The sequence below is a fragment of the Pseudomonas sp. 37 R 15 genome (assembly GCF_900004865.1).
GTDB lineage: Bacteria > Pseudomonadota > Gammaproteobacteria > Pseudomonadales > Pseudomonadaceae > Aquipseudomonas > Aquipseudomonas fluorescens_AM.
This window is the reverse complement of sequence record NZ_CVTV01000010.1, coordinates 138,297-157,466: the sequence shown is the minus strand read 5'-3', so window position 1 is coordinate 157,466 and position 19,170 is coordinate 138,297. Positions and strand designations below refer to the sequence as shown.

Annotated in this window: 22 protein-coding genes; 12 read left to right on the top strand and 10 right to left on the bottom strand. The window is 60.5% G+C overall.

Annotated elements, in window-relative coordinates:
• Positions 1–22: 22 nt before the first annotated feature.
• The gene (locus tag BFQ04_RS02450; protein ID WP_065949453.1) at positions 23–919 is read right to left on the bottom strand and encodes a LysR family transcriptional regulator; all 897 of its coding nucleotides are present in this window, start codon (positions 917–919) and stop codon (positions 23–25) included.
• A gap of 105 nt (positions 920–1,024) precedes the next feature.
• Between BFQ04_RS02450 and BFQ04_RS02445 the strand changes: the two genes are divergently transcribed.
• Complete coding sequence (locus BFQ04_RS02445; protein ID WP_065949423.1) at positions 1,025–1,786, top strand: SDR family NAD(P)-dependent oxidoreductase; 762 nt, start codon at positions 1,025–1,027, stop codon at positions 1,784–1,786.
• 11 nt (positions 1,787–1,797) lie between these two features.
• Here the strand turns inward: BFQ04_RS02445 and BFQ04_RS02440 are convergent, their stop codons facing one another.
• Positions 1,798–2,235 (bottom strand): multidrug/biocide efflux PACE transporter, encoded by a 438-nt coding sequence (locus BFQ04_RS02440; protein WP_065949422.1) that lies wholly within the window; start codon positions 2,233–2,235, stop codon positions 1,798–1,800.
• A gap of 88 nt (positions 2,236–2,323) precedes the next feature.
• On the opposite strand from BFQ04_RS02440, the gene BFQ04_RS02435 reads away from it, so the two are divergent.
• The gene (locus BFQ04_RS02435; RefSeq protein ID WP_065949421.1) at positions 2,324–3,178 is read left to right on the top strand and encodes a LysR family transcriptional regulator; all 855 of its coding nucleotides are present in this window, start codon (positions 2,324–2,326) and stop codon (positions 3,176–3,178) included.
• Between the two features lie 93 nt (positions 3,179–3,271).
• Entirely contained in the window at positions 3,272–3,769 is a 498-nt protein-coding gene (locus BFQ04_RS02430) for a GNAT family N-acetyltransferase (protein WP_065949452.1), read from the top strand.
• A gap of 8 nt (positions 3,770–3,777) precedes the next feature.
• On the opposite strand, the gene BFQ04_RS02425 is transcribed toward BFQ04_RS02430, so the two are convergent.
• A complete protein-coding gene (locus BFQ04_RS02425) occupies positions 3,778–4,260 on the bottom strand; it encodes a GyrI-like domain-containing protein (protein WP_065949420.1) in 483 nt (160 codons plus the stop codon).
• A gap of 195 nt (positions 4,261–4,455) precedes the next feature.
• Here BFQ04_RS02425 and alaC point away from each other — a divergent pair, with 195 nt between their 5' ends.
• A complete protein-coding gene (alaC, locus tag BFQ04_RS02420; RefSeq protein ID WP_065949419.1) occupies positions 4,456–5,673 on the top strand; it encodes an alanine transaminase in 1,218 nt (405 codons plus the stop codon).
• A 141-nt stretch (positions 5,674–5,814) separates the two neighbouring features.
• On the opposite strand, the gene BFQ04_RS02415 is transcribed toward alaC, so the two are convergent.
• Positions 5,815–7,167, bottom strand: a complete 1,353-nt coding sequence (locus BFQ04_RS02415) for a GntP family permease (protein WP_065887726.1) — start codon at positions 7,165–7,167, stop codon at positions 5,815–5,817.
• Positions 7,168–7,249: 82 nt separating this feature from the next.
• A complete protein-coding gene (locus tag BFQ04_RS02410) occupies positions 7,250–7,783 on the bottom strand; it encodes a gluconokinase (protein WP_065949418.1) in 534 nt (177 codons plus the stop codon).
• 212 nt (positions 7,784–7,995) lie between these two features.
• Between BFQ04_RS02410 and BFQ04_RS02405 the strand changes: the two genes are divergently transcribed.
• From BFQ04_RS02405 to BFQ04_RS02380, 6 genes are all read left to right on the top strand, one after another.
• The gene (locus tag BFQ04_RS02405; protein WP_175413236.1) at positions 7,996–9,027 is read left to right on the top strand and encodes a LacI family DNA-binding transcriptional regulator; all 1,032 of its coding nucleotides are present in this window, start codon (positions 7,996–7,998) and stop codon (positions 9,025–9,027) included.
• A gap of 316 nt (positions 9,028–9,343) precedes the next feature.
• Entirely contained in the window at positions 9,344–9,574 is a 231-nt protein-coding gene (locus BFQ04_RS02400; RefSeq protein ID WP_065949416.1) for a DUF6124 family protein, read from the top strand.
• A gap of 108 nt (positions 9,575–9,682) precedes the next feature.
• Positions 9,683–10,315, top strand: coding sequence for a glutathione S-transferase family protein (locus tag BFQ04_RS02395; RefSeq protein ID WP_065949415.1), 633 nt, complete (start codon positions 9,683–9,685; stop codon positions 10,313–10,315).
• A 15-nt stretch (positions 10,316–10,330) separates the two neighbouring features.
• The gene (locus BFQ04_RS02390) at positions 10,331–11,068 is read left to right on the top strand and encodes an NAD-dependent epimerase/dehydratase family protein (protein WP_065949414.1); all 738 of its coding nucleotides are present in this window, start codon (positions 10,331–10,333) and stop codon (positions 11,066–11,068) included.
• An 11-nt stretch (positions 11,069–11,079) separates the two neighbouring features.
• Positions 11,080–12,489 (top strand): MFS transporter, encoded by a 1,410-nt coding sequence (locus tag BFQ04_RS02385; protein WP_065949413.1) that lies wholly within the window; start codon positions 11,080–11,082, stop codon positions 12,487–12,489.
• A 133-nt stretch (positions 12,490–12,622) separates the two neighbouring features.
• Positions 12,623–13,093: a hypothetical protein gene (locus tag BFQ04_RS02380; protein ID WP_065949412.1), complete on the top strand. Its 471-nt coding sequence runs from the start codon at positions 12,623–12,625 to the stop codon at positions 13,091–13,093.
• Positions 13,094–13,122: 29 nt separating this feature from the next.
• Here the strand turns inward: BFQ04_RS02380 and BFQ04_RS02375 are convergent, their stop codons facing one another.
• A complete protein-coding gene (locus BFQ04_RS02375) occupies positions 13,123–14,049 on the bottom strand; it encodes an aliphatic sulfonate ABC transporter substrate-binding protein (RefSeq protein ID WP_065949411.1) in 927 nt (308 codons plus the stop codon).
• 183 nt (positions 14,050–14,232) lie between these two features.
• Between BFQ04_RS02375 and BFQ04_RS02370 the strand changes: the two genes are divergently transcribed.
• Positions 14,233–14,631: a GNAT family N-acetyltransferase gene (locus BFQ04_RS02370; RefSeq protein WP_065949451.1), complete on the top strand. Its 399-nt coding sequence runs from the start codon at positions 14,233–14,235 to the stop codon at positions 14,629–14,631.
• Positions 14,632–14,772: 141 nt separating this feature from the next.
• Here BFQ04_RS02370 and def read toward each other — a convergent pair whose 3' ends face one another.
• The 3 genes from def to BFQ04_RS02355 all read right to left on the bottom strand — a co-directional run bounded on the left by def (position 14,773) and on the right by BFQ04_RS02355 (position 16,627).
• Positions 14,773–15,312, bottom strand: a complete 540-nt coding sequence (def, locus tag BFQ04_RS02365) for a peptide deformylase (protein WP_065949410.1) — start codon at positions 15,310–15,312, stop codon at positions 14,773–14,775.
• A complete protein-coding gene (locus BFQ04_RS02360; RefSeq protein WP_065949409.1) occupies positions 15,309–16,262 on the bottom strand; it encodes a YihY/virulence factor BrkB family protein in 954 nt (317 codons plus the stop codon). The genes def and BFQ04_RS02360 overlap by 4 nt, the downstream gene beginning before the upstream one ends.
• 179 nt (positions 16,263–16,441) lie before the next feature.
• Entirely contained in the window at positions 16,442–16,627 is a 186-nt protein-coding gene (locus BFQ04_RS02355; protein ID WP_065949408.1) for a CsbD family protein, read from the bottom strand.
• Positions 16,628–16,828: 201 nt separating this feature from the next.
• On the opposite strand from BFQ04_RS02355, the gene BFQ04_RS02350 reads away from it, so the two are divergent.
• Entirely contained in the window at positions 16,829–17,206 is a 378-nt protein-coding gene (locus tag BFQ04_RS02350) for a hypothetical protein (RefSeq protein ID WP_065949407.1), read from the top strand.
• A 70-nt stretch (positions 17,207–17,276) separates the two neighbouring features.
• Here the strand turns inward: BFQ04_RS02350 and fadD1 are convergent, their stop codons facing one another.
• On the bottom strand, positions 17,277–18,968 hold the full coding sequence (fadD1, locus tag BFQ04_RS02345) for a long-chain-fatty-acid--CoA ligase FadD1 (protein ID WP_065949406.1): 1,692 nt from the start codon (positions 18,966–18,968) through the stop codon (positions 17,277–17,279).
• Positions 18,969–19,170 lie beyond the last annotated feature (202 nt).

The window sequence follows — 19,170 nt, the reverse complement described above, 5'->3', positions numbered from 1 at the left end:
TATTAGTGGTTGGCGGCGCAAGTCAAAGATGGGCTTGCAGGGTGGCGGCCAACCACTCCATGAACACCCGCACGCGCAACGGCAAATGCCGCTGGCCGGCGTAGAGCAACGACACGTCCAGCGGCGGCGCCGGGTAATCAGCCAGCACCGCGACCAATTCACCACTGGCCAGCAAGTCGCGAATGCCGAGCCGTGGCACTTGAATAATGCCAAAGCCGCCCAGGCACGCCGCCTGGTACGCATCGGTGCTGTTGACGGTCACCCGCCCGGCCATCGGCAACCGCTGCACCTTGTTGCCTTGCAGGTACTCGAACCCCGTTGACCGTGCGCCCAGCGGCCGTACGTAATGCACCAGCCGATGATGTTGCAGGTCAGCCAGGGTGTGCGGAATGCCGTAGCGCTGCACATACCCTGCGCTCACACAGCTGACCATCGCCATGCTGCACACCCGCCGCGCCACCACGCTCTGGTCGGGCTGGGCCCCCACGCGCACCACGCAATCGAAGCCTTCGGCGATCAGGTCCACCTGGCGGTCCGAGCTGCCGATTTGCATCTCGATCAGGGGGTGGCGTTCCATGAACGGGGGCAGGTTGGGCACGATCAGCGTGCGCGCTATCACGTTGGGCATGTCCACCCGAATGCGCCCGGCCAACTGGGTTTCGTCCTGTCGAAACAGGCCCTCCAGTTCCTCCATGTGCGCCAGCAAATCCTTGCTGCGCTCATACAACACCTGGCCGTCCTGGGTGGCCTGCACCTTGCGCGTGGTGCGTTGCAACAGGCGTGCACCGAGCAGTTCTTCCAGGGCGCGTACCTGTTCGGACACGGTGGAGCGCGGCAGGCCGAGGCTTTCACCGGCCTGGGTAAAGCTCGACAGTTCGGTCACGCGCACAAAAGTGCGCAGCAGCTCAAGTTTATTCACGGGATTGTTCGCCATGTCCGACCAGTGATTCCGGTACAGCGTTGTTTATCACGTTATGGGCGGACAAATACACTCAGTCCCATCATCACTCAAGAGGACTGCACCATGACCCCACGTAAAATCGCACTGATCACCGGCGCCAGCCGCGGCTTGGGCAAAAGCGCTGCACTGCACCTAGCCGCCCAGGGCGTCGATATCCTCGGCACTTACCACAGCAAGGCCGATGAGGCGCAGGCGTTAGTGGCGCAAATCGAACAACTGGGCGGCCGTGCGGCGATGTTGCAACTGGATGTCAGCCAGAGCGCAACGTTCGAAGGTTTCGCCGATCAAGTGACTGACGCGCTCAAGGATGTGTTCGCACAGGATCACTTTGATTTTCTGGTCAACAACGCCGGTATCGGCATTCACGCAAGCTTTGCCGAAACCACCGAAGCCCAGTTCGACCAACTGGTCGCGATCCAATTCAAAGGTCCCTTTTTTCTGACACAGAAGCTGTTGCCGTTGATTCGCGACGGTGGTCGCATTCTCAATGTGTCCAGCGGCCTGGCGCGCTTCAGCCTGCCGGGCTACGCGGCCTACGCGGCGATGAAAGGCGCGATGGAAGTGCTGACCCGCTACCAGGCCAAGGAGCTCGGCGCGCGAGGCATCAGCGTAAATATCCTCGCCCCAGGCGCGATTGAAACCGACTTCGGCGGCGGTGCGGTACGCGATAACGCCAACCTCAATGCCATGGTCGCCAACAACACCGCCCTGGGCCGCGCCGGTTTGCCCGACGATATTGGCGGGGCCATCGCGCTGCTGCTGGCCGATGGCGGCCAATGGATCACCGGCCAGCGGATTGAGGCCTCGGGCGGCATGTTTCTGTAAGCGGCTGACGGCTACAGGGCGATGGGTGTTTTGCGGGTGACTCGTTCCCGAATCACGTCATACGCCCAGTGGTACACATAGGTGTACGGCAGGAAGAACAGCAGTACGCCGATGTCGAGCATGAACGCCTGCAGCAGGCTGATATTCAGCCATCCGGCTACCAACGGCACCACCACAATAATCAACCCGCCCTCGAACAGCAGCGCATGCACTATGCGGGTCCTGCCGTTGTTGCTCAGTTGCAGACGCGCCTTGAGGCGGTCGAACAGGCTGTTGAAGAGGATGTTCCACGTCAGCGCGATCAGGCTGATCGCCAGGGCGACCATGCCCATCTCCAGCGCAGGCTTGTCCATGATCCACGCCAGCAACGGCGTGCACATCAACAACGCCAGCGCTTCGAAACCGATGGCCTGGCAAACACGTTCAGTAATCGACTTGGTAGGGTTCATGACCCGGCTCCTTGAGTGACGATGGTTGCCATGATCACGCGTGGAGCCGATACTTCATAACCAATAACCATCGATCAAGGCGATAGTCATGGCCTCCCATGAAGTGCTCCAGGCGTTTGTCCAGGCCGCCACCCAGGGTTCGTTTTCCGCCGCCGCACGCAAGTTGGGCAAGAGCCAGTCGACCATCAGCGCAGCGGTGGCAAGCCTGGAAATCGATCTGGATGTGATGTTGTTCGATCGCAGCAGCCGCAAGCCGACGCTGACCCCGGCCGGCCAGGTGCTGTTGCAGCGTGCCGAACAGGTGCTGGAGGCCAGCAGCCGACTGGACCTGGCGGCCAGTCAATTGGCCCAGGGGCTGGAGCCGAAGCTGAGTATCGCCATGTCCGATACCTACCAGTCCGACCGTTTCGAAGTCGCCCTCAGCGCCTTTGAACAACGCTACCCGGACCTTGAGTTGGAATGCCTGATCGCCGAGTGCGAAGACCTGATCGCCCTGGTGCAAAGCGGCCGGGCGCACATCGCGTTTATCGAGCAGCAGGAGGTTTATCCCCCTGACCTCAGTTGCTCGCCGGTTGAAGAACGCACCGAAATCGCCTTGTTCGTCTCGCCCAAACACCCGCTGGCGAGCCTGCCCAGTCTTGATCCGCACACCCTGCAACAGCATCGGGAGCTGCGCCTGGCAAGCATCATCAACCCTGACGAAAACCGTGGCGCCCAACGCGTGTGGTCGGCGCCGAGCTACCTGATGCTGATGGAGATGGCGCAACTGGGCTTTGGCTGGGCCCCCATACCGCGCTGGTTGGTGGAGCGCTTCGGCGGCAACCAGTTGGTCGAGCTCAAGGTGCGCGGTTGGCCGCGCTCGGTGGCGGTGGACGCGATGTGGTCGCGGCAGCAACCGCCGGGCCCGGCGGGGAGTTGGTTGTTGGCAAAGATGCTTGAGTAAGCAATCAAGACCGACGTATGCAAGAGGCAAAAGCGCCGTAAGCGAATGAGGTAGAATTCCCGCCCCTTCGTAGGATTTCAGCATATGCCGCTCATGCAAACCCGCCTCGCCCCCTACGAAACGCTGAACGTTGTGCAAAAACAGCAACTGGACGGCCTGACCGTGCATCCCGAGCAACTGGCTTACTCCGGTGATATCTACTGCGCGCTGAACAGCCTGCTGGTCAATCCCAACCCCGACAGCATCAAAGGCTTCGCCCTCCTCGCCGGCGACGTGCCGGTCGCCTTCCTGCTGCTCAAACGCCCACCGTGCCTGCCCCATTGGGCCCACGAGGACAGCGCCACATTGCACGCATTGCAGGTAGACAGGCGCCAGCAAGGGCACGGCTTCGGCAAGGCCTGTCTGCAGGCACTGCCCGAAGCCGCGCTACAGGCGTGGCCGCAGATCAAGGCGCTGGAATTGTCGGTGGATGCGGACAATGTGGCGGCGATGAGGCTGTATCTGGCGGCAGGTTGGGTAGACAGCGGTGAGGCGTACAAAGGGCGGATCGGGTATGAGCGCAGATTGAGTCTGCCGCTCATACGCCACTGACATCCGCTTCAGCCCTTCTCGCCCACCGGTAGCCAAATCTCCACCGTCCCGGTGCCCTTCCTTCCATCAAAATCCGCACTGTAGCGCTCGAAATCCGCCCCCATCACCTTGTAGCCCGAGTGCGGCAGCCACTCGAACATGATGCGCTCGTAGGTTTGCTCAAGCGCTTGCACCGGCCCGTGATGAGGGAAGACGGCATAGTTCAGTGGTGGAATTTCAATGCTCTGGAAATTGCTCGGCACATCGCTTTTGCTCGGGACTTCAACACCGGCCATGTAGTCGAATTCGCCATGCCTGGGATTATGGCAAACCCCATACGTCACGCCGCCGACGCGCTTCTTGATGTCCTTGACGCAGTCATCGAACAATTCCCATAGCCGTGGAATATCCCCCACGGTGGCCTTCGAATAACGCCCTTGGACACCTGCGATCACCAGGGCCTTGCCGGCTTCCATGCGTGGCTCCAACGGTTGTCTTGTCTGCTGATCCATACGAACAGTCTCCTTCTTATGAGGGAACAAACCCGTAACGAGTATAGGGGCATATCCGCGCGGTACTCCATGTAGAAATTTTTCCAGCGCATCTGGACAACTTGCCATCATCGACCGTATTGTCTGCCCCGCAGGCCACCGCAGTGGCCGACGTCGCTCGGACGGTTCCGGGCGCTTACGTACTTCGAGGCCACAATGGCAAACCCAGGTTCGCCGCGCCGCTTTGCGCGCATAGATCGACTCCCCCCCTATGTTTTCAATATCACTGCCGAGCTGAAGATGGCTGCGCGTCGGCGCGGCGAAGACATCATCGACTTGAGCATGGGTAACCCCGACGGCGCCACGCCACCGCACATCGTGGAGAAAATGGTCACCGTCGCCCAGCGCGAGGACACCCACGGCTACTCCACCTCCAAAGGCATTCCGCGCCTGCGCCGCGCTATTTCGCGCTGGTACAAGGACCGTTATGAAGTGGACATCGACCCCGAAACCGAGGCCATCGTCACCATCGGTTCCAAGGAAGGCCTGGCGCACTTGATGCTGGCCACCCTGGACCAGGGCGACACGGTTCTGGTGCCGAACCCGAGCTATCCAATTCACATCTACGGTGCCGTGATTGCCGGCGCCCAGGTGCGGTCGGTACCGCTGGTGCCCGGCGTGGACTTCTTCGACGAACTGGAACGGGCGATTCGCGGCTCGATCCCCAAGCCAAAGATGATGATCCTCGGCTTTCCCTCCAACCCCACTGCGCAGTGCGTGGAGCTGGATTTCTTCGAACGCGTGATCGCGCTGGCCAAGCAATACGATGTGCTGGTGGTGCACGACCTGGCCTACGCCGACATCGTCTATGACGGCTGGAAAGCGCCGTCGATCATGCAGGTGCCCGGCGCCAAGGACATCGCGGTGGAGTTTTTCACCCTGTCCAAGAGCTACAACATGGCCGGCTGGCGCATCGGCTTCATGGTGGGCAACCCGGAACTGGTCAACGCCCTGGCGCGCATCAAGAGCTACCACGACTACGGCACCTTCACCCCGTTGCAGGTGGCGGCGATTGCTGCGCTGGAAGGCGATCAACAGTGCGTCAAAGACATCGCCGAGCAGTATCGCCAGCGCCGTAACGTGTTGGTCAAAGGCCTGCATGAGCTGGGCTGGAAGGTGGAAAATCCGAAGGCGTCGATGTACGTCTGGGCCAAGATTCCCGCGCAGTATGCCGCCATGGGCTCGCTGGAGTTTGCCAAGAAACTGCTGCTGGAGGCCAAGGTGTGTGTATCGCCGGGGATCGGCTTTGGCGAGTATGGCGATGATCATGTGCGCTTTGCGCTGATCGAGAACCAAGACCGGATTCGCCAGGCGGTGCGCGGGATTCGCGGGATGTTCAGGGCCGATGGTCTAGCACCGAAAGCCAGCGTCTGACTCGGTCAAAATGTGGGAGGGGGCTTGCCCCCCGATAGCGGTGTATCAGTCACCAAATACAGTGACTGACACTCTGCTATCGGGGGCAAGCCCCCTCCCACATTTGCATTGGGTTTTCACCCTTGCGTTCTGATGTGTCTGTCAGACCACCAACGACAGCAGCATGATGAAGATCAACGCCACCACCGACAGAATGGTCTCCATCGCCGTCCACGTCTTGAACGTCTCAGCCACGGTCATATTGAAGTACTGCTTGACCAGCCAGAACCCTGCATCGTTGACGTGAGACAGAATCAACGACCCCGCCCCCGTCGCCAGCACCAGCAGTTCACGGTTAACCCCGGGGATCATCCCCACCACCGGCACCACGATGCCCGCGCCGGTAATGGTCGCCACGGTGGCGGAACCTGTGGCCACACGAATCACCGCCGCCACCAGCCACGCCAGCAGGATCGGGTTGATCTGTGCGTTCACCGCCATGTGGCCGATCACGTCACCCACGCCGCTGGTCACCAGCATCTGCTTGAAGCCGCCACCGGCACCGATGATCAGGATGATCGCGGCGGTCGGCGCAAGGCTGGCGTCGAGCAGTTTGAGGATCTGCTTGGAATGGATGCCCTGGCGATGGCCGAAGGTGTACAGCGACAGCAGCAACGCAAGCAGCAGCGCGGTGATCGGGTGACCGATCATGTCCATCCAGTTGCGCACCACGTTGCCTTCGGCAAAGGCGATGTCGGCAAAGGTTTTGAGCAGCATCAGGAACACCGGCAGCAGCACGGTGACCAGAGTAATGGCGAAGCTGGGCAGCGCCTTGTTATCGGTCTCGCGGGCCAGTTGGTCGACCAGTTCCTGGGACGGGTTGCCCGGGATGTACTTGGCGATGAAGGTACCGAAGATCGGGCCGGCAATGATGGCGGTCGGCAAGGCGACGATCAGGCCGTACAGAATGGTCTTGCCGATGTCCGCGCCAAACACGCCGATGGCCAGCAGCGGGCCCGGGTGCGGTGGTACCAGGCCGTGTACGGCCGACAGGCCGGCGAGCAACGGGATGCCGATCTTGATCAGCGACACGCCGGTACGCCGCGCCACGATGAACACCAGCGGGATCAGCAGCACGAAGCCGATCTCGAAGAACAGCGGGATGCCCACCAGGAACGCGGCGAACATCATGGCCCACTGGACCTTTTCCTTGCCGAAGGCGCGGATCAGGGTCTGGGCGATCTGATCGGCACCGCCGGACTCGGCCATCATCTTGCCGAGCATGGTCCCCAGCGCGAGGATGATGCCGACAAAGCCGAGCACGCCGCCGAAGCCGTCCTGGAACGCCTTGATGATCTTCTCCACGGGCATGCCCGAGGTCAGGCCGAGAAAGCCCGCCGCGATGATCAGTGCGATGAACGGGTGCACCTTGAACTTGGTGATCAAAACGATCAAGCCAATGATAGTGACGACTGCATCCAGCAGCAGGTATGACTCGTGGGACATGCCAAACATGGGGGTCTCTCCTGTTTGTTGTTGTTATTAAAGCGGGTGTTGAACTTCCTGCCGGGGATAGCGCTATCTTTCCGGCAAAAAATCAATGAGTGGGTTCAAAGCCGTGCTCGCGCCACCAGGCATTGGTCTGCTCGGCCAATTGCTCGACGCTGTCTTCGCTGGCGTTGAGGGCCAGGGTCAGCGGCTCGCCCTTGGGCGACTCGAGGGTGGCGAACTGGCTGTCGATCAGGCTTGCCGGCATGAAATGGCCAGGGCGATGGGACACGCGGTCGGTGGCCACTTCACGGGTCAGCTCCAGGAATACAAAGCCCAGGCCCGGCGCGGCTTCGCGCAGGTGGTCACGGTATTTCCTTTTCAGGGCCGAACAGGTGAGCACCGGATGTTCACCGGCCTTGAGCGAACGGCGCAATTCATCGCAGAGGATGTCGAGCCAGCCGGCACGGTCGTCGTCGTTGAGGGGGTGGCCGGCGCTCATCTTTTCAATGTTCGCGGCGGGGTGAAAGCTGTCGCCTTCAATGGCGGTGGCACCGTTCAGACGGCACAGGGCCTCGCTGACGCTGGTTTTGCCACAGCCGGCAACACCCATGATGACCAGGGCGGTAACAGGTTGACTCATAAACACCTCAGGACGCAGATAGCGCTACCTTTGCACAGCATAAGGCTAGTGCAAAAACAGGCTTTTCCCGCGCCGTCTTGTCTTTTTTTATGGAGTGACGCGTGCATCCGCTCCAATCATTTGAACGGGATCAGGCAACCCAACGTTCAAGCATTTGCAGCCGTTTGGAGACAGCGCTACCTTAGTGCCTCGATTTTTGTTTGGCAAGCCGCCTGATGACCTCCAAGAACGATAAAAATACCCGCACGACCGGTCGCCCTACATTGAATGAAGTTGCCCGTCTGGCCGGCGTCAGCCCGATTACCGCCTCCCGCGCCCTGCGTGGCATCAGCACGGTCGCCACCGAACTGGTGGAGAAAGTGCAGCAGGCCGCCGCCGAACTCAGCTACGTGGTCAACCCCGCCGCCCGCGCCCTGGCGTCGGCCCAGAGCCATTCGGTGGTGGTATTGGTGCCGTCATTGTCCAACCTGCTGTTTATCGAAACCCTCGAAGCCATCCACCAGGTGCTGCGGCCCAAGGGCTTTGAAGTGCTGATCGGCAACTTCCACTATTGCCGCGACGAAGAAGAAAACCTGCTGCGCAACTACATGGCTTACCAGCCTCGGGGCTTGCTGCTGACCGGGTTCGACCGCACCGAAAGCGCGCGACGGATGGTCGAGACCAGTAACGTGCCCTGCGTGTACATGATGGACCTGGACCCCAACGCCGGCGTCAACTGCGTGGGCTTTTCGCAACTGGCCGCGGGTGAAACGGCGGCGGCGCATCTGCTCGCGCGCGGGCGCAAGCGCCTGGCCTATATCGGCGCGCAATTGGACCAGCGCACCTTGCTGCGTGGCGAAGGCTTCCGCCGCGCTTTGCAGCAAGCGGGCCTGTACGACCCGGCGCTGGAATTGCTGACGCCCCGCCCTTCTTCCGTGGGCCTGGGTGGCGAACTGTTCCTGCAATTGCTGGCGACGCATCCGGACGTGGATGCCATTTTCTTTGGCAACGACGACCTGGCCCAGGGCGCCTTGCTGGAAGCCCTGCGCCACGGCATCAAAGTGCCGGAGCGCGTGGCCGTGCTGGGTTTCAACGACCTGCCCGCCTCGTCGTTCATGGTGCCGCGCCTGAGCAGCATCAGCACACCACGCGAAGCCATTGGCCGGCGTGCGGCGGAGCATTTGCTGACGATCATGGCGGGTAACAGGATCGCCAAGCCGGTGGTGGATATGGGGTTTGAGTTGCAGGTGCGGGAGAGTACGTAGGACAGCTGTAGGAAGTGGCTGACATTACGGCAAGCGCCTTGCTCCGTTACCTACGCTTACGTCAGAATCCGCCGGCTTGTGCGCCTGGGTGGCGGTCTTTAAGGTTTGCCGGTCACTGAATGTCTCGGTGATCGGGTTTAGTAGCCTGAGCTTCCCCACACAAGATGCATGAGCCTGTCGATATTTGATGGTGGCTGTGCGCAGGGCGCCTCCGGGTGCGCCGGGTTTGTGTGGGATACCGGTCTACTAACCTGTGTACAGCTGCCACCCTCGTTTAGTAGCGATGAGGTATCAGCCCAGATCAGGTACTTCAATAATGCAAAGCATCCCCACGCATACGCTCTTCACGGTCATCCCCAACACGCCCACTGAAGCCCTGCTGACCAACACTTACGAAACCGTATGCTCCGTCAGTACCTTGCTGCTCGACCTGTCCGACGACCTCACCGGCAAACACCGCGACGTGGCCCTGGCCATTCACCAACTGAGCGAGCTGAGCGTCTTGCTGGTGGGCAAAGCCATGGACCAACACACACCACGCGCTTAAGTCCCTACTCGATCAAAATGTGGGAGGGGGCTTGCCCCCTCCCACATTTTTTAACCGTGCCCACTTGGCCCCTGCTAGATTAACCACTCTCCAAGCCAGGGAAGCACCATGGGACACTCACTGAAAATCTTGGGTCGCACCTCTTCCATCAACGTGCGCAAAGTACTCTGGACCTGCCAGGAACTGGGCATCGACTATGTGCGCGAGGACTGGGGCATCGGCTTCAAGCCCACCCAATCCTCCGAGTTCCTCGCCCTGAACCCCAACGCCCAGGTGCCGGTGCTGATCGACGACCACGGCGTGCTGTGGGAGTCCAATACCATCTGCCGCTACCTCGTCGGCCTGTATCAACGCACTGACCTGCTGCCCTTCGAGCCCGCGCCCCGCGCCCGCGTCGAGCAATGGATCGACTGGCAAGCCATTGAGCTCAACCGCGCCTGGGGCGACGCATTCACCGCGCTGGTGCGTAACAATCCCGATGGGCTGGACGCAACGCAAATAGCCGCCGCCGTGCAGGTGTGGAACGACAAGATGGGCATTCTCGAACAGCAGTTGGCCAGGACCGGCGCTTATGTGGCCGGCGATGAGTTCACCCTCGCCGATATCCTCATCGGCCTCTCGGTGCACCGCTGGCAGGCGACGCCCATGGCGCGTCCGCCCTACCCGGCCATTGCCGCCTACTACCAGCGGCTCAGCCAGCACGCCGGTTTCAGGACCTTCGCCCTCGACGGCCACAACTAAGCAAGGCACAACCTCTTGAACGGACTCAACGTACTCCTCACCGGCGCCTGCGGCAGAATCGGCAAGACATTTTTCCAGGCGTCGAAAGATCGCTACCGTTTCACCCTCACTGACCGCATCGCGCCGGACTTCGACGTGGGCGGGCACCGCTTCGTACACGCCGATCTCAGTGCTAAATCCAGCCTCGCAACCTTGCTCGAAGGCATCGATGTGATCGTGCACCTGTCGGGCATCCCCCATGCCAGCGCCTCGTTCGACGAACTGTTGCCCAATAATATCCTCGCCACCACCTACCTGTTCGAAGCCGCCGTGAACGCCGGCGTGCAGCGCCTGGTATTCGCCAGCAGTGCGCAAACCATCGAAGGCTACCCGGTGGATCGCCAGATAACTCCGGGTATGCCGGTGATGCCCGCCAACCTGTATGGCGTGAGCAAATGCTACGGCGAGGCGCTGTGTGGCTACTATGCCGCCAAGACGCCACTGTCGACCATCGCCCTGCGCATCGGCGCGTTTGAATTCCCCGAAACCCACGACCTGAACAACGCCCGCGACCTCAGCGCGTGGCTCAGCCCCCGCGATGCCGTGCAATTGCTGCAGCGTTCGGTAGAGGCGCAGGGCGTGAAACACTTGATCGCCCATGGCATTTCCAATAACCGCTTCAAGCGCCTGGACCTGAGCGAAACCACGCGGGTGCTGGGTTACCAGCCGGTGGATGATGCGTTCCAGATAGTTGAAATCCCGATCACTTACTGAGTTCTGTCACCATGCCTGCACCTACCGCCATCGATGGCATCGACCCGACCCGCGCTGCCCACATCAGTGCACGCATCGACCGTCTACCCGCAGTCGCCAGCATCTGGCGCCTGGTGGCGTTGCTGTCGATCGGCGGTTTTTTCGAGCTGTATGACCTGTTCCAGACGGCCTATATCAGCCCCGGCCTGATCAGCGACGGGCTCTTCCACACCGGCAGCGAAGGCGTGTTTGGCTTCTCCGACCAGGCTGCGTTCGCTTCGGCCACGTTCTTCGGCCTGTTCCTCGGCGCCAGCCTGCTCAGCCCCGTCGCCGACCGTTTCGGACGCCGGGCGATCTTCACCTTTGCCTTGATCTGGTACACCGTCGCCACGGTGTTGATGGGCCTCCAGACATCGGCGCTGGGCATTATCTGCATGCGCTTTCTGGTGGGTATTGGCCTGGGCATCGAGTTGGTGACCATCGACGCCTATCTGTCGGAACTGGTGCCCAAGCGCATGCGCAGTTCGGCGTTTGCCTTTGCGTTTTTCATCCAGTTCCTGTCGGTGCCGGCGGTGGCGCTGATGTCGTGGTGGCTGGTGCCCCAGGCGCCGTTCGGTATCTCCGGTTGGCGCTGGGTAGTGCTCAGCAGTGCGGTGTTTGCGCTGTTCATCTGGCAACTGCGCAAGCGCCTGCCGGAGTCACCGCGCTGGCTGGCGCAGAAAGGTCGTTTCGAGGAAGCCGGCGCGATCATGGACAACCTGGAGGCGCGCTGCCTGAAGGATCACGGCCAGCCTCTGGATACACCGGAACCGGAGGCTGTCAGCGTGCAGGGCAGCGGCCGTTTCGCCGATATCTGGCAGCCGCCCTACCGTCGCCGCGCTTTGATGCTGATTGTGTTTCACGTGTTCCAGGCCATCGGTTTCTTCGGCTTTGGCAACTGGTTGCCGGCCTTGCTGTCGGGCCAGGGCGTCAGTGTGACCCACAGCCTGCTCTACGCCTTCATCATCACCCTCGCCTACCCGCTGGGCCCGTTGCTGTTCGTCAAGGTCGCCAACCGTTTTGAAAACAAATGGCAGATCGTCGGCTCGGCCATGGGCGCGGTGATCTTCGGCAGCCTGTTCGCCCTGCAAACCACGGCGGTGGGGCTGATTTTCTGCGGGGTGATGATCACCTTCTGCAATGCCTGGCTGAGCTTCAGCTATCACTCGTATCAGAGCGAGTTGTTCCCCACCAATATCCGAGCGCGGGCGGTGGGGTTCTGTTATTCGTTCAGCCGCTTGTCCACGGTATTCAGCAGCCTGCTGATCGGCTTTATCCTTGAACACCTGGGCACGCCGGGCGTGCTGGCGTTTATTGCCAGCAGCATGTTGATCGTGATGATTACCATCAGTTGGTTCGGGCCGCGTACGCGTAACCTGGCGTTGGAGCATATCGCCCACTGACGGCAACGCTTGGCCGTCGATGGGACAGTGTTTGCCGCGACGGCGGCTTCTACCCCAGTAAAAGCACGTACACACTGCCCGGCATGCTAATTGCTCCAGCTGTCACACCGCATATTTGCACAGGTGACCGATCATGCTGGTTAACACCACCACCCAAGCCGTTTCGACGGTTCAACTGATCAAACGACCCGACATGGACCCGGCCAACGCGGCCGCCAGCGCGTTGTACAGCGGCGCCCTGCAGGGTGCGCAGCAAGGCGTGACGATGCCGGCCGCGCAGAAGGAGCTGGACAAGGCGAGCGATCGCATCGATGAGGCCTTCGCCAAGACTCGCGTGCAGTTGCAGGCCACAGCGTCGACCTCGGGGGCACGGGCTGAATTCACCGAGTACATGAGTAAAACCCCGGCCGAACGCATCCGCGAACAGTTGCTCAAGGAGCAGGGGATGACCGAGGAACAAGTGCAGGCCCTGCCGCAGGAAAGGCAAGACGCCATTGCCAGCCAGGTGGCTGAGCGTCTGAAGGAGCAGCAACAGCAGCAGGTAGCGGCGAAGACCGCTGCTCCACAAACCCAGGCACTGAAAGACACCTTGGCAGCTATCTAAGCTACACCGCAGAACAACTCACCCTGGGGTTATGGGCCTTTGAACACCACCTGCTGCACATCGATCTTTTTCGGGATCAGGCCATTGGCGAAAAACAGGTCGGCGGTGCCTTGCTGAGTGGCGATGTCGCCCCCCTGCAGCGGCCGGATCGGCGTCGGCGAGCGGTGCTCGAAGTAGCTTTTGACCACGGCCGGTTGAAGGCCCAGGGTCTTGGCCATCAGCGCGATGCTGGCCTCGGGCTGGTCCAGCGACAGACGCTGCGCCTTGCCGAGGGTCTGGAGGATGGTGGCTATGGCCTGGGGGTTTTGCCGGGCAAACGCGCCGCTGGTCACGAAGAAACTGCCGGCGGGATTCAGACCTTCGCCGGTGCCCAACACACGGGCGGCACCGTCGACCACGGCGGCCGAGTAATACGGGTCCCACACGACCCAGGCGTCCACCTTGCCTTGCTCGAATGCGGCACGCCCGTCGGACGGTGACAGGTACACCACGTTCACATCCTTCCACTGCAAGCCTTCGCGCAGCAGGCTCTTGAGGAACAGGTTGTGCGCGCTGGAACCCTTGAGCAGTGCCACGCGCTTGCCCTTGAGTTCGGCCACGCTCTGAATCGTACTGCCTTTGGGCACAAGCACGGCTTCGGTCTTGCCGTCATTGGGTTCGACGGCGATGTACTGCAACTCGATACCGGCGGCCTGGGCGAAAATGGGCGGGATGTCGCCGATATTGCCGATGTCCAGGCTGCCGGCGTTCAGCGCCTCGATCAGCGGTGGGCCACCGAGGAACTCGGTCCACTGCACCTGGGTGCCGGGCAGTGCGGCTTCGAAGAGCTTGTGCTCACGGGCGAGCACCATGCTCACCGAGCTTTTCTGATAGCCAATGCGCAGAGTGGACGGATCGGCGGCCAGCACGTTGGCAGCGACCAGCGAAAGAATGGCGACAACAATCATTTTCAGCATAAGAGCGCTTCCTTGGCCTTGGCGGGGGTGCGGGTTGGGAGCGATCCTAACAAGCCCTCTTATTCTTTAATAATACTTAAAAATCATTTTCTTATAACTTTATACAAGGCAAAGGTGGGCGTTGTTTGCGCTTTGCCGGCACCGGTTACAATGCGCGCCTTGCCCTCTCCATTTGGTTTGACCATGCATATCGAACGGCTGGCAGCGCCGCTATGGCCGTTGCTGAACAAGTTTTACCGCAAGCATAACTCGTCGATGAAGGCGCTCAAGGGCGGGCAGTTATGGGTGGCGAGAGACGGTGAGATTGTGGCCGGGTTGTGCCTGACACCCGTGGTCGGTGGGCAATGGCTGACGGGGGTGTTCGTTGACCCGGCCTATCGCGGCCAGGGGCTGGCGGCGCGATTGATCCACCAGGCGGTGGCGGGTGTGGACGGCACGGTCTGGCTGTTGTGCCATCCGGACCTTGAAGGGGTGTACCAGCGCATGGGGTTTTCTCAAGACACCGTGCTGCCGCAATCGCTCAGCGAACGGCTGGTGCGCTACAAGCGGAATAAGCCGATGATCGCGATGGGACGTCAATAACCTGGATGGCTTGCGCCCGATAGCGGTGGGTAGGAGCGAGCTTGCTCGCGAAAAACTCACAGGCACCGCGTTCATTCAGCAAGCACGCGTTATCGTTGACGTTTTTCCCGAGCAAGCTCGCTCCTGCAGAGGGGATGCAGGTCATTCGTCGGCGGTTGGGTCCATTTCCGGGAACATCACCTCGATAAACCCGAATTTGCTGAAGTCGGTAATCCGCGACGGGTACAAGCGACCGATCAGGTGGTCGCATTCATGCTGCACCACCCGGGCATGGAAGCCCTCGGCGAAGCGTACGATCGGCTCGCCCTTGGGGTCGAAACCTTCGTAGCGGATCTGCTGGTAACGGTCCACGGCGCCGCGCAGGCCGGGAACCGACAGGCAACCCTCATAACCCTCTTCCAGCACCGGGCTGAGCGGCGTGATCAGCGGGTTGATCAGGATAGTCTGCGGTACCGGTGGCGCCTCCGGGTAGCGTTCGCTGGCCTCGAAACCGAAGATCACCAGTTGCAGGTCCACGCCGATCTGCGGCGCAGCCAGGCCGACGCCGCCCACATGTTCCATGGTCTGGAACATGTCATCGATCAGTTGCCACAACTCGGGGCTGTCGAACATTTCCGGTGGTACGGGCGGGGCGATGCGCAGCAGACGTTCATCGCCCATTTTGAGGATTTCACGGATCATTGATCAGGCTCGGCGAGGGGCTTGGAGTGGTCCCGGCCTAGGCCTGAGACATGCTGTTTTTCAGAGGTATGACCCGGTTCGTCGATTTCCTTCTCGCCGGGGTCCTTGCCCTCGGCGGACATGTGTTCGATCACGGCGTTCATCTCCGCACCGAGCAACAGCACGGCGGCGGAAATATAGAAGTACAGCAGCAGGACGATGATCGCACCGATACTGCCATACATGGCGTTGTAGTCGGCGAAGGTCTTGACGTAGTAGCCAAAGCCAAGGGAAGCGACGATCCACACCACCACCGCCAGTACGGAACCCGGTGTGATAAAGCGAAACTCCTGTTCGACGTCCGGCATCACGTAATACATGAGGGCCACGGCGAACATCAGCAGGATCACGATCAGCGGCCAGCGCAGGATGGTCCACAGCGTGACGACGAACTCCTGCATGCCGATCTGCCCCGCCAGCCACTCCATCACTTGCGGGCCGAGCACCATCAGCGCAGCGGCGGCCAGGAGCATGCCGGCAATGCCGACGGTGTAGAAAATCGACAGCGGAAAACGCTTCCAGATCGGCCGCCCTTCCACCACGTCATACGCCGCGTTCATCGCACTCATCATCAGGCGCACGCCGGCGGAGGCGGTCCACAGGGCGATCACGATACCCACCGACAGCAGCCCGCCCTTGGATTGCTGCAGTTGGTCGATCACCGGGTTGACCTGCTCCAGGGCCTGGGGCGGCAATACCAGCTCCGACTGCAGGCGCAGCCAGGTGAAAAAGTCCGGCAGATGCAGGAAACCGATCAGCGCAATCAGGAACAGCAGGAAGGGGAACAGCGAGAACAGCATCTGGTACGCCAGTGCCGAGGCATAGGTGGGCATCTCGTCGTCGACGAATTCGGTGACGGTGCGCACCAGCACCTTGTGCAGCTTGAGACCATCGAGTACCGGAAAAATCATTAGCGTCTCCTTTCGCCGCAAAGAGTTGAAGTCGTGGGCGACTCAGGGGCCGTTTTCTACATCAAAGTAGCCCATTTGGCGACTTTGAAACAATTTCTAAAGTTTAGTTGCGCCAGTACCCACAAAAACGGCCATCCGTGGATGGCCGTCGGGCTGCTGGAGGAGCCAGCCAAGCCGCTTTACTCGGTGGCTTTTTTCACCGCATCCTTGGTCTTGCCGACTGCCTGCTGTACTTCGCCTTTCTTTTCCTGGACCACGCCTTCAGCACGCAGTTTGTCGTTATCCGTAGCCTTGCCGACGCCTTGCTTGACGTTACCGACGGCTTCGTTAGCCATGCCTTTTACCTTATCGGAAGTGCTGCCCATGGTATTACTCCTGATAACAATCAAATGGTTTTTGGTCACTACGCTGCGGTTGACTCAAAGCCACGCGCCAGAGTTTCAATTATTTTCAGCGGCCATTTCATCGAAAGGGGCAGGTTTGCCTTTATGTTTTGCGGCCAACCCACGAGAATGCCCGGCACATTCAGGCTCACACGCTGAATAACAGATCCCCGTAGGAAGGTTATGAAACTCGATAAAGCACAGGCCATCGCCCGCAGAAACCAGGAACTGGGGGGTGCCGTACTCGGCGTCAACAATTGCCATTTCACCGACCTGGACCGCAAACGCAACATCTGGTGGTTCGACCTGCCAGTGGCGCGGATCGCCGTGGGCCAGTACGAGTGGATCCACCTGTTGATGCACAACGCCGAAACCGACCAGTTGCTGCACCTGAAGGTGCCGACTGTGTTCCTGCGCGAAAACCTCGAAGGGCTGGTGGTGCGCAATGCCGGCAAACGCAAGCCGGAGATCACCCTTGAACTGAGCGCCGACAAGGACTCGTTCCTCAAGGACGTGCGGCCGGCCGGTGCGGGAATCAGCTTCGCCCAGTTCGCTCTGTAAGAACGCGTGCAAAAAATGTGGGAGGGGCGGTGCGACGATTCGACTTGCCCCCTCCCACGTTTGAATTGCGTTACTTTTTAAGACCGAGCTTCTTCAGTTCTTCATCGCGCAATTCACGCCGCAGGATCTTGCCCACGTTGGTGGTCGGCAATGCATCACGGAACTCAACGGCCCTGGGCACTTTGTAGCCGGTGACGTTGGCGCGCATGTGCTCCATCACCTGCTCCTTGGTCAGGGTGGCCCCTGGCTTGACCACGATGAACAGCTTGATGTGCTCCCCGGACTTTTCGTCCGGTACGCCGATGGCCGCGCACTGCAACACACCCGGCAGGCCTGCCAGCACGTCTTCCAGCTCGTTGGGATACACGTTGAAGCCCGAGACCAGGATCATGTCCTTCTTGCGGTCGACAATTCGCATGTAGCCATCGGGCTGGATGATCGCGATGTCACCGGTCTTCAGCCAGCCTTCGCTGTCGAGCATCTCGGCGGTGGCGTCTTCACGCTGCCAGTAGCCCTTCATCACTTGCGGGCCTTTGACGCACAGCTCGCCGGTTTCACCCAGCGCCAGCTCGGTGCCATCGTCAGCAATAACCTTGCACACGGTGGACGGCACCGGAATGCCAATGGTACCGATCTGGATATGCTGGATCGGGTTCACAGTGGCCACCGGGCTGGTTTCGGTCATGCCGTAGCCCTCGCAGATGGCACAACCGGTCACGGCCTTCCAGCGTTCGGCCGCCGCCAGTTGCAGCGCCATGCCGCCGGACAGGGTGACCTTCAGCGCGGAGAAATCCAGCTTGCGGAAACCTTCGTTATTGCACAGCGCCACAAACAGGGTATTAAGGCCGACAAAGCCGCTGAACTTCCACTTCGACAGTTCCTTGACCATCGCCGGCAGGTCACGCGGGTTGCTGATCAGGATGTTGTGGTTGCCGATCAGCATCATCGCCATGCAGTGAAAGGTGAACGCATAGATGTGATAAAGCGGCAGCGGCGTGATCAGGATTTCGCACCCTTCATTGAGGTTGGAACCCATCAGCGCCTTGCATTGCAGCATGTTGGCGACCAGGTTGCGATGGGTGAGCATCGCGCCTTTGGCCACGCCGGTGGTGCCGCCGGTGTATTGCAGCACCGCCACATCGCCGCTGGCCGGGTTGGCATCGCTGACCGGTTGGCCGTGCCCCTTGGCCAGCACGTCATTGAACTTGATCGCTTGCGGCAAGTGGTACGCCGGGACCATTTTCTTCACGTACTTGATCACGCTGTTGATCAACAGGCGCTTGAACGGCGACAGCAGGTCGGCCACTTCGGTAACGATCACGTGTTTGACGGCGGTCTTGGGCACGACTTTTTCGGCCAGGTGCGCCATGTTGGCCAGGCAAACCAGGGCCTTGGCACCGGAGTCGTTGAATTGGTGTTCCATTTCCCGCGCGGTGTACAGCGGGTTGGTGTTGACCACGATCAGCCCGGCACGGATGGCGCCGAATACGGCGACCGGGTACTGCAGGACGTTGGGCAGTTGCACGGCGATTCGATCGCCGGGCTTCAAGTCGGTATGCTGTTGCAGGTAGGCGGCAAATGCGCCGGACAATTGGTACAACTCACCGTAGGTGATGGTCTTGCCCAGGTTGCTGAAAGCCGGTTTGTTGGCGAAGCGTTGGCAGGACTGCTTCAGTACCGCCTGAATATTCGGATACTCGTCTGGATTGATTTGTGCAGCAATCCCGGCGGGGTACTTATCCTTCCAAAAGTCTTCGTTCATGGAAGCCCACTCCTCAGCGACGCGAATTCATCATCGCATTTGATGCGATTATTATTGGTGTGTGTTTTAAGGTGAATCTGGCGCTTTCAAGCAGGCCTAGACGTCACAAAGCGCGCCGAGAGTAGCAGCTTTGCCAAGGCCCGCCTAGAGCCAAAAGAGGGCCCTACAGTCATAAACATGACTCAAGAATATCCAATGGTCA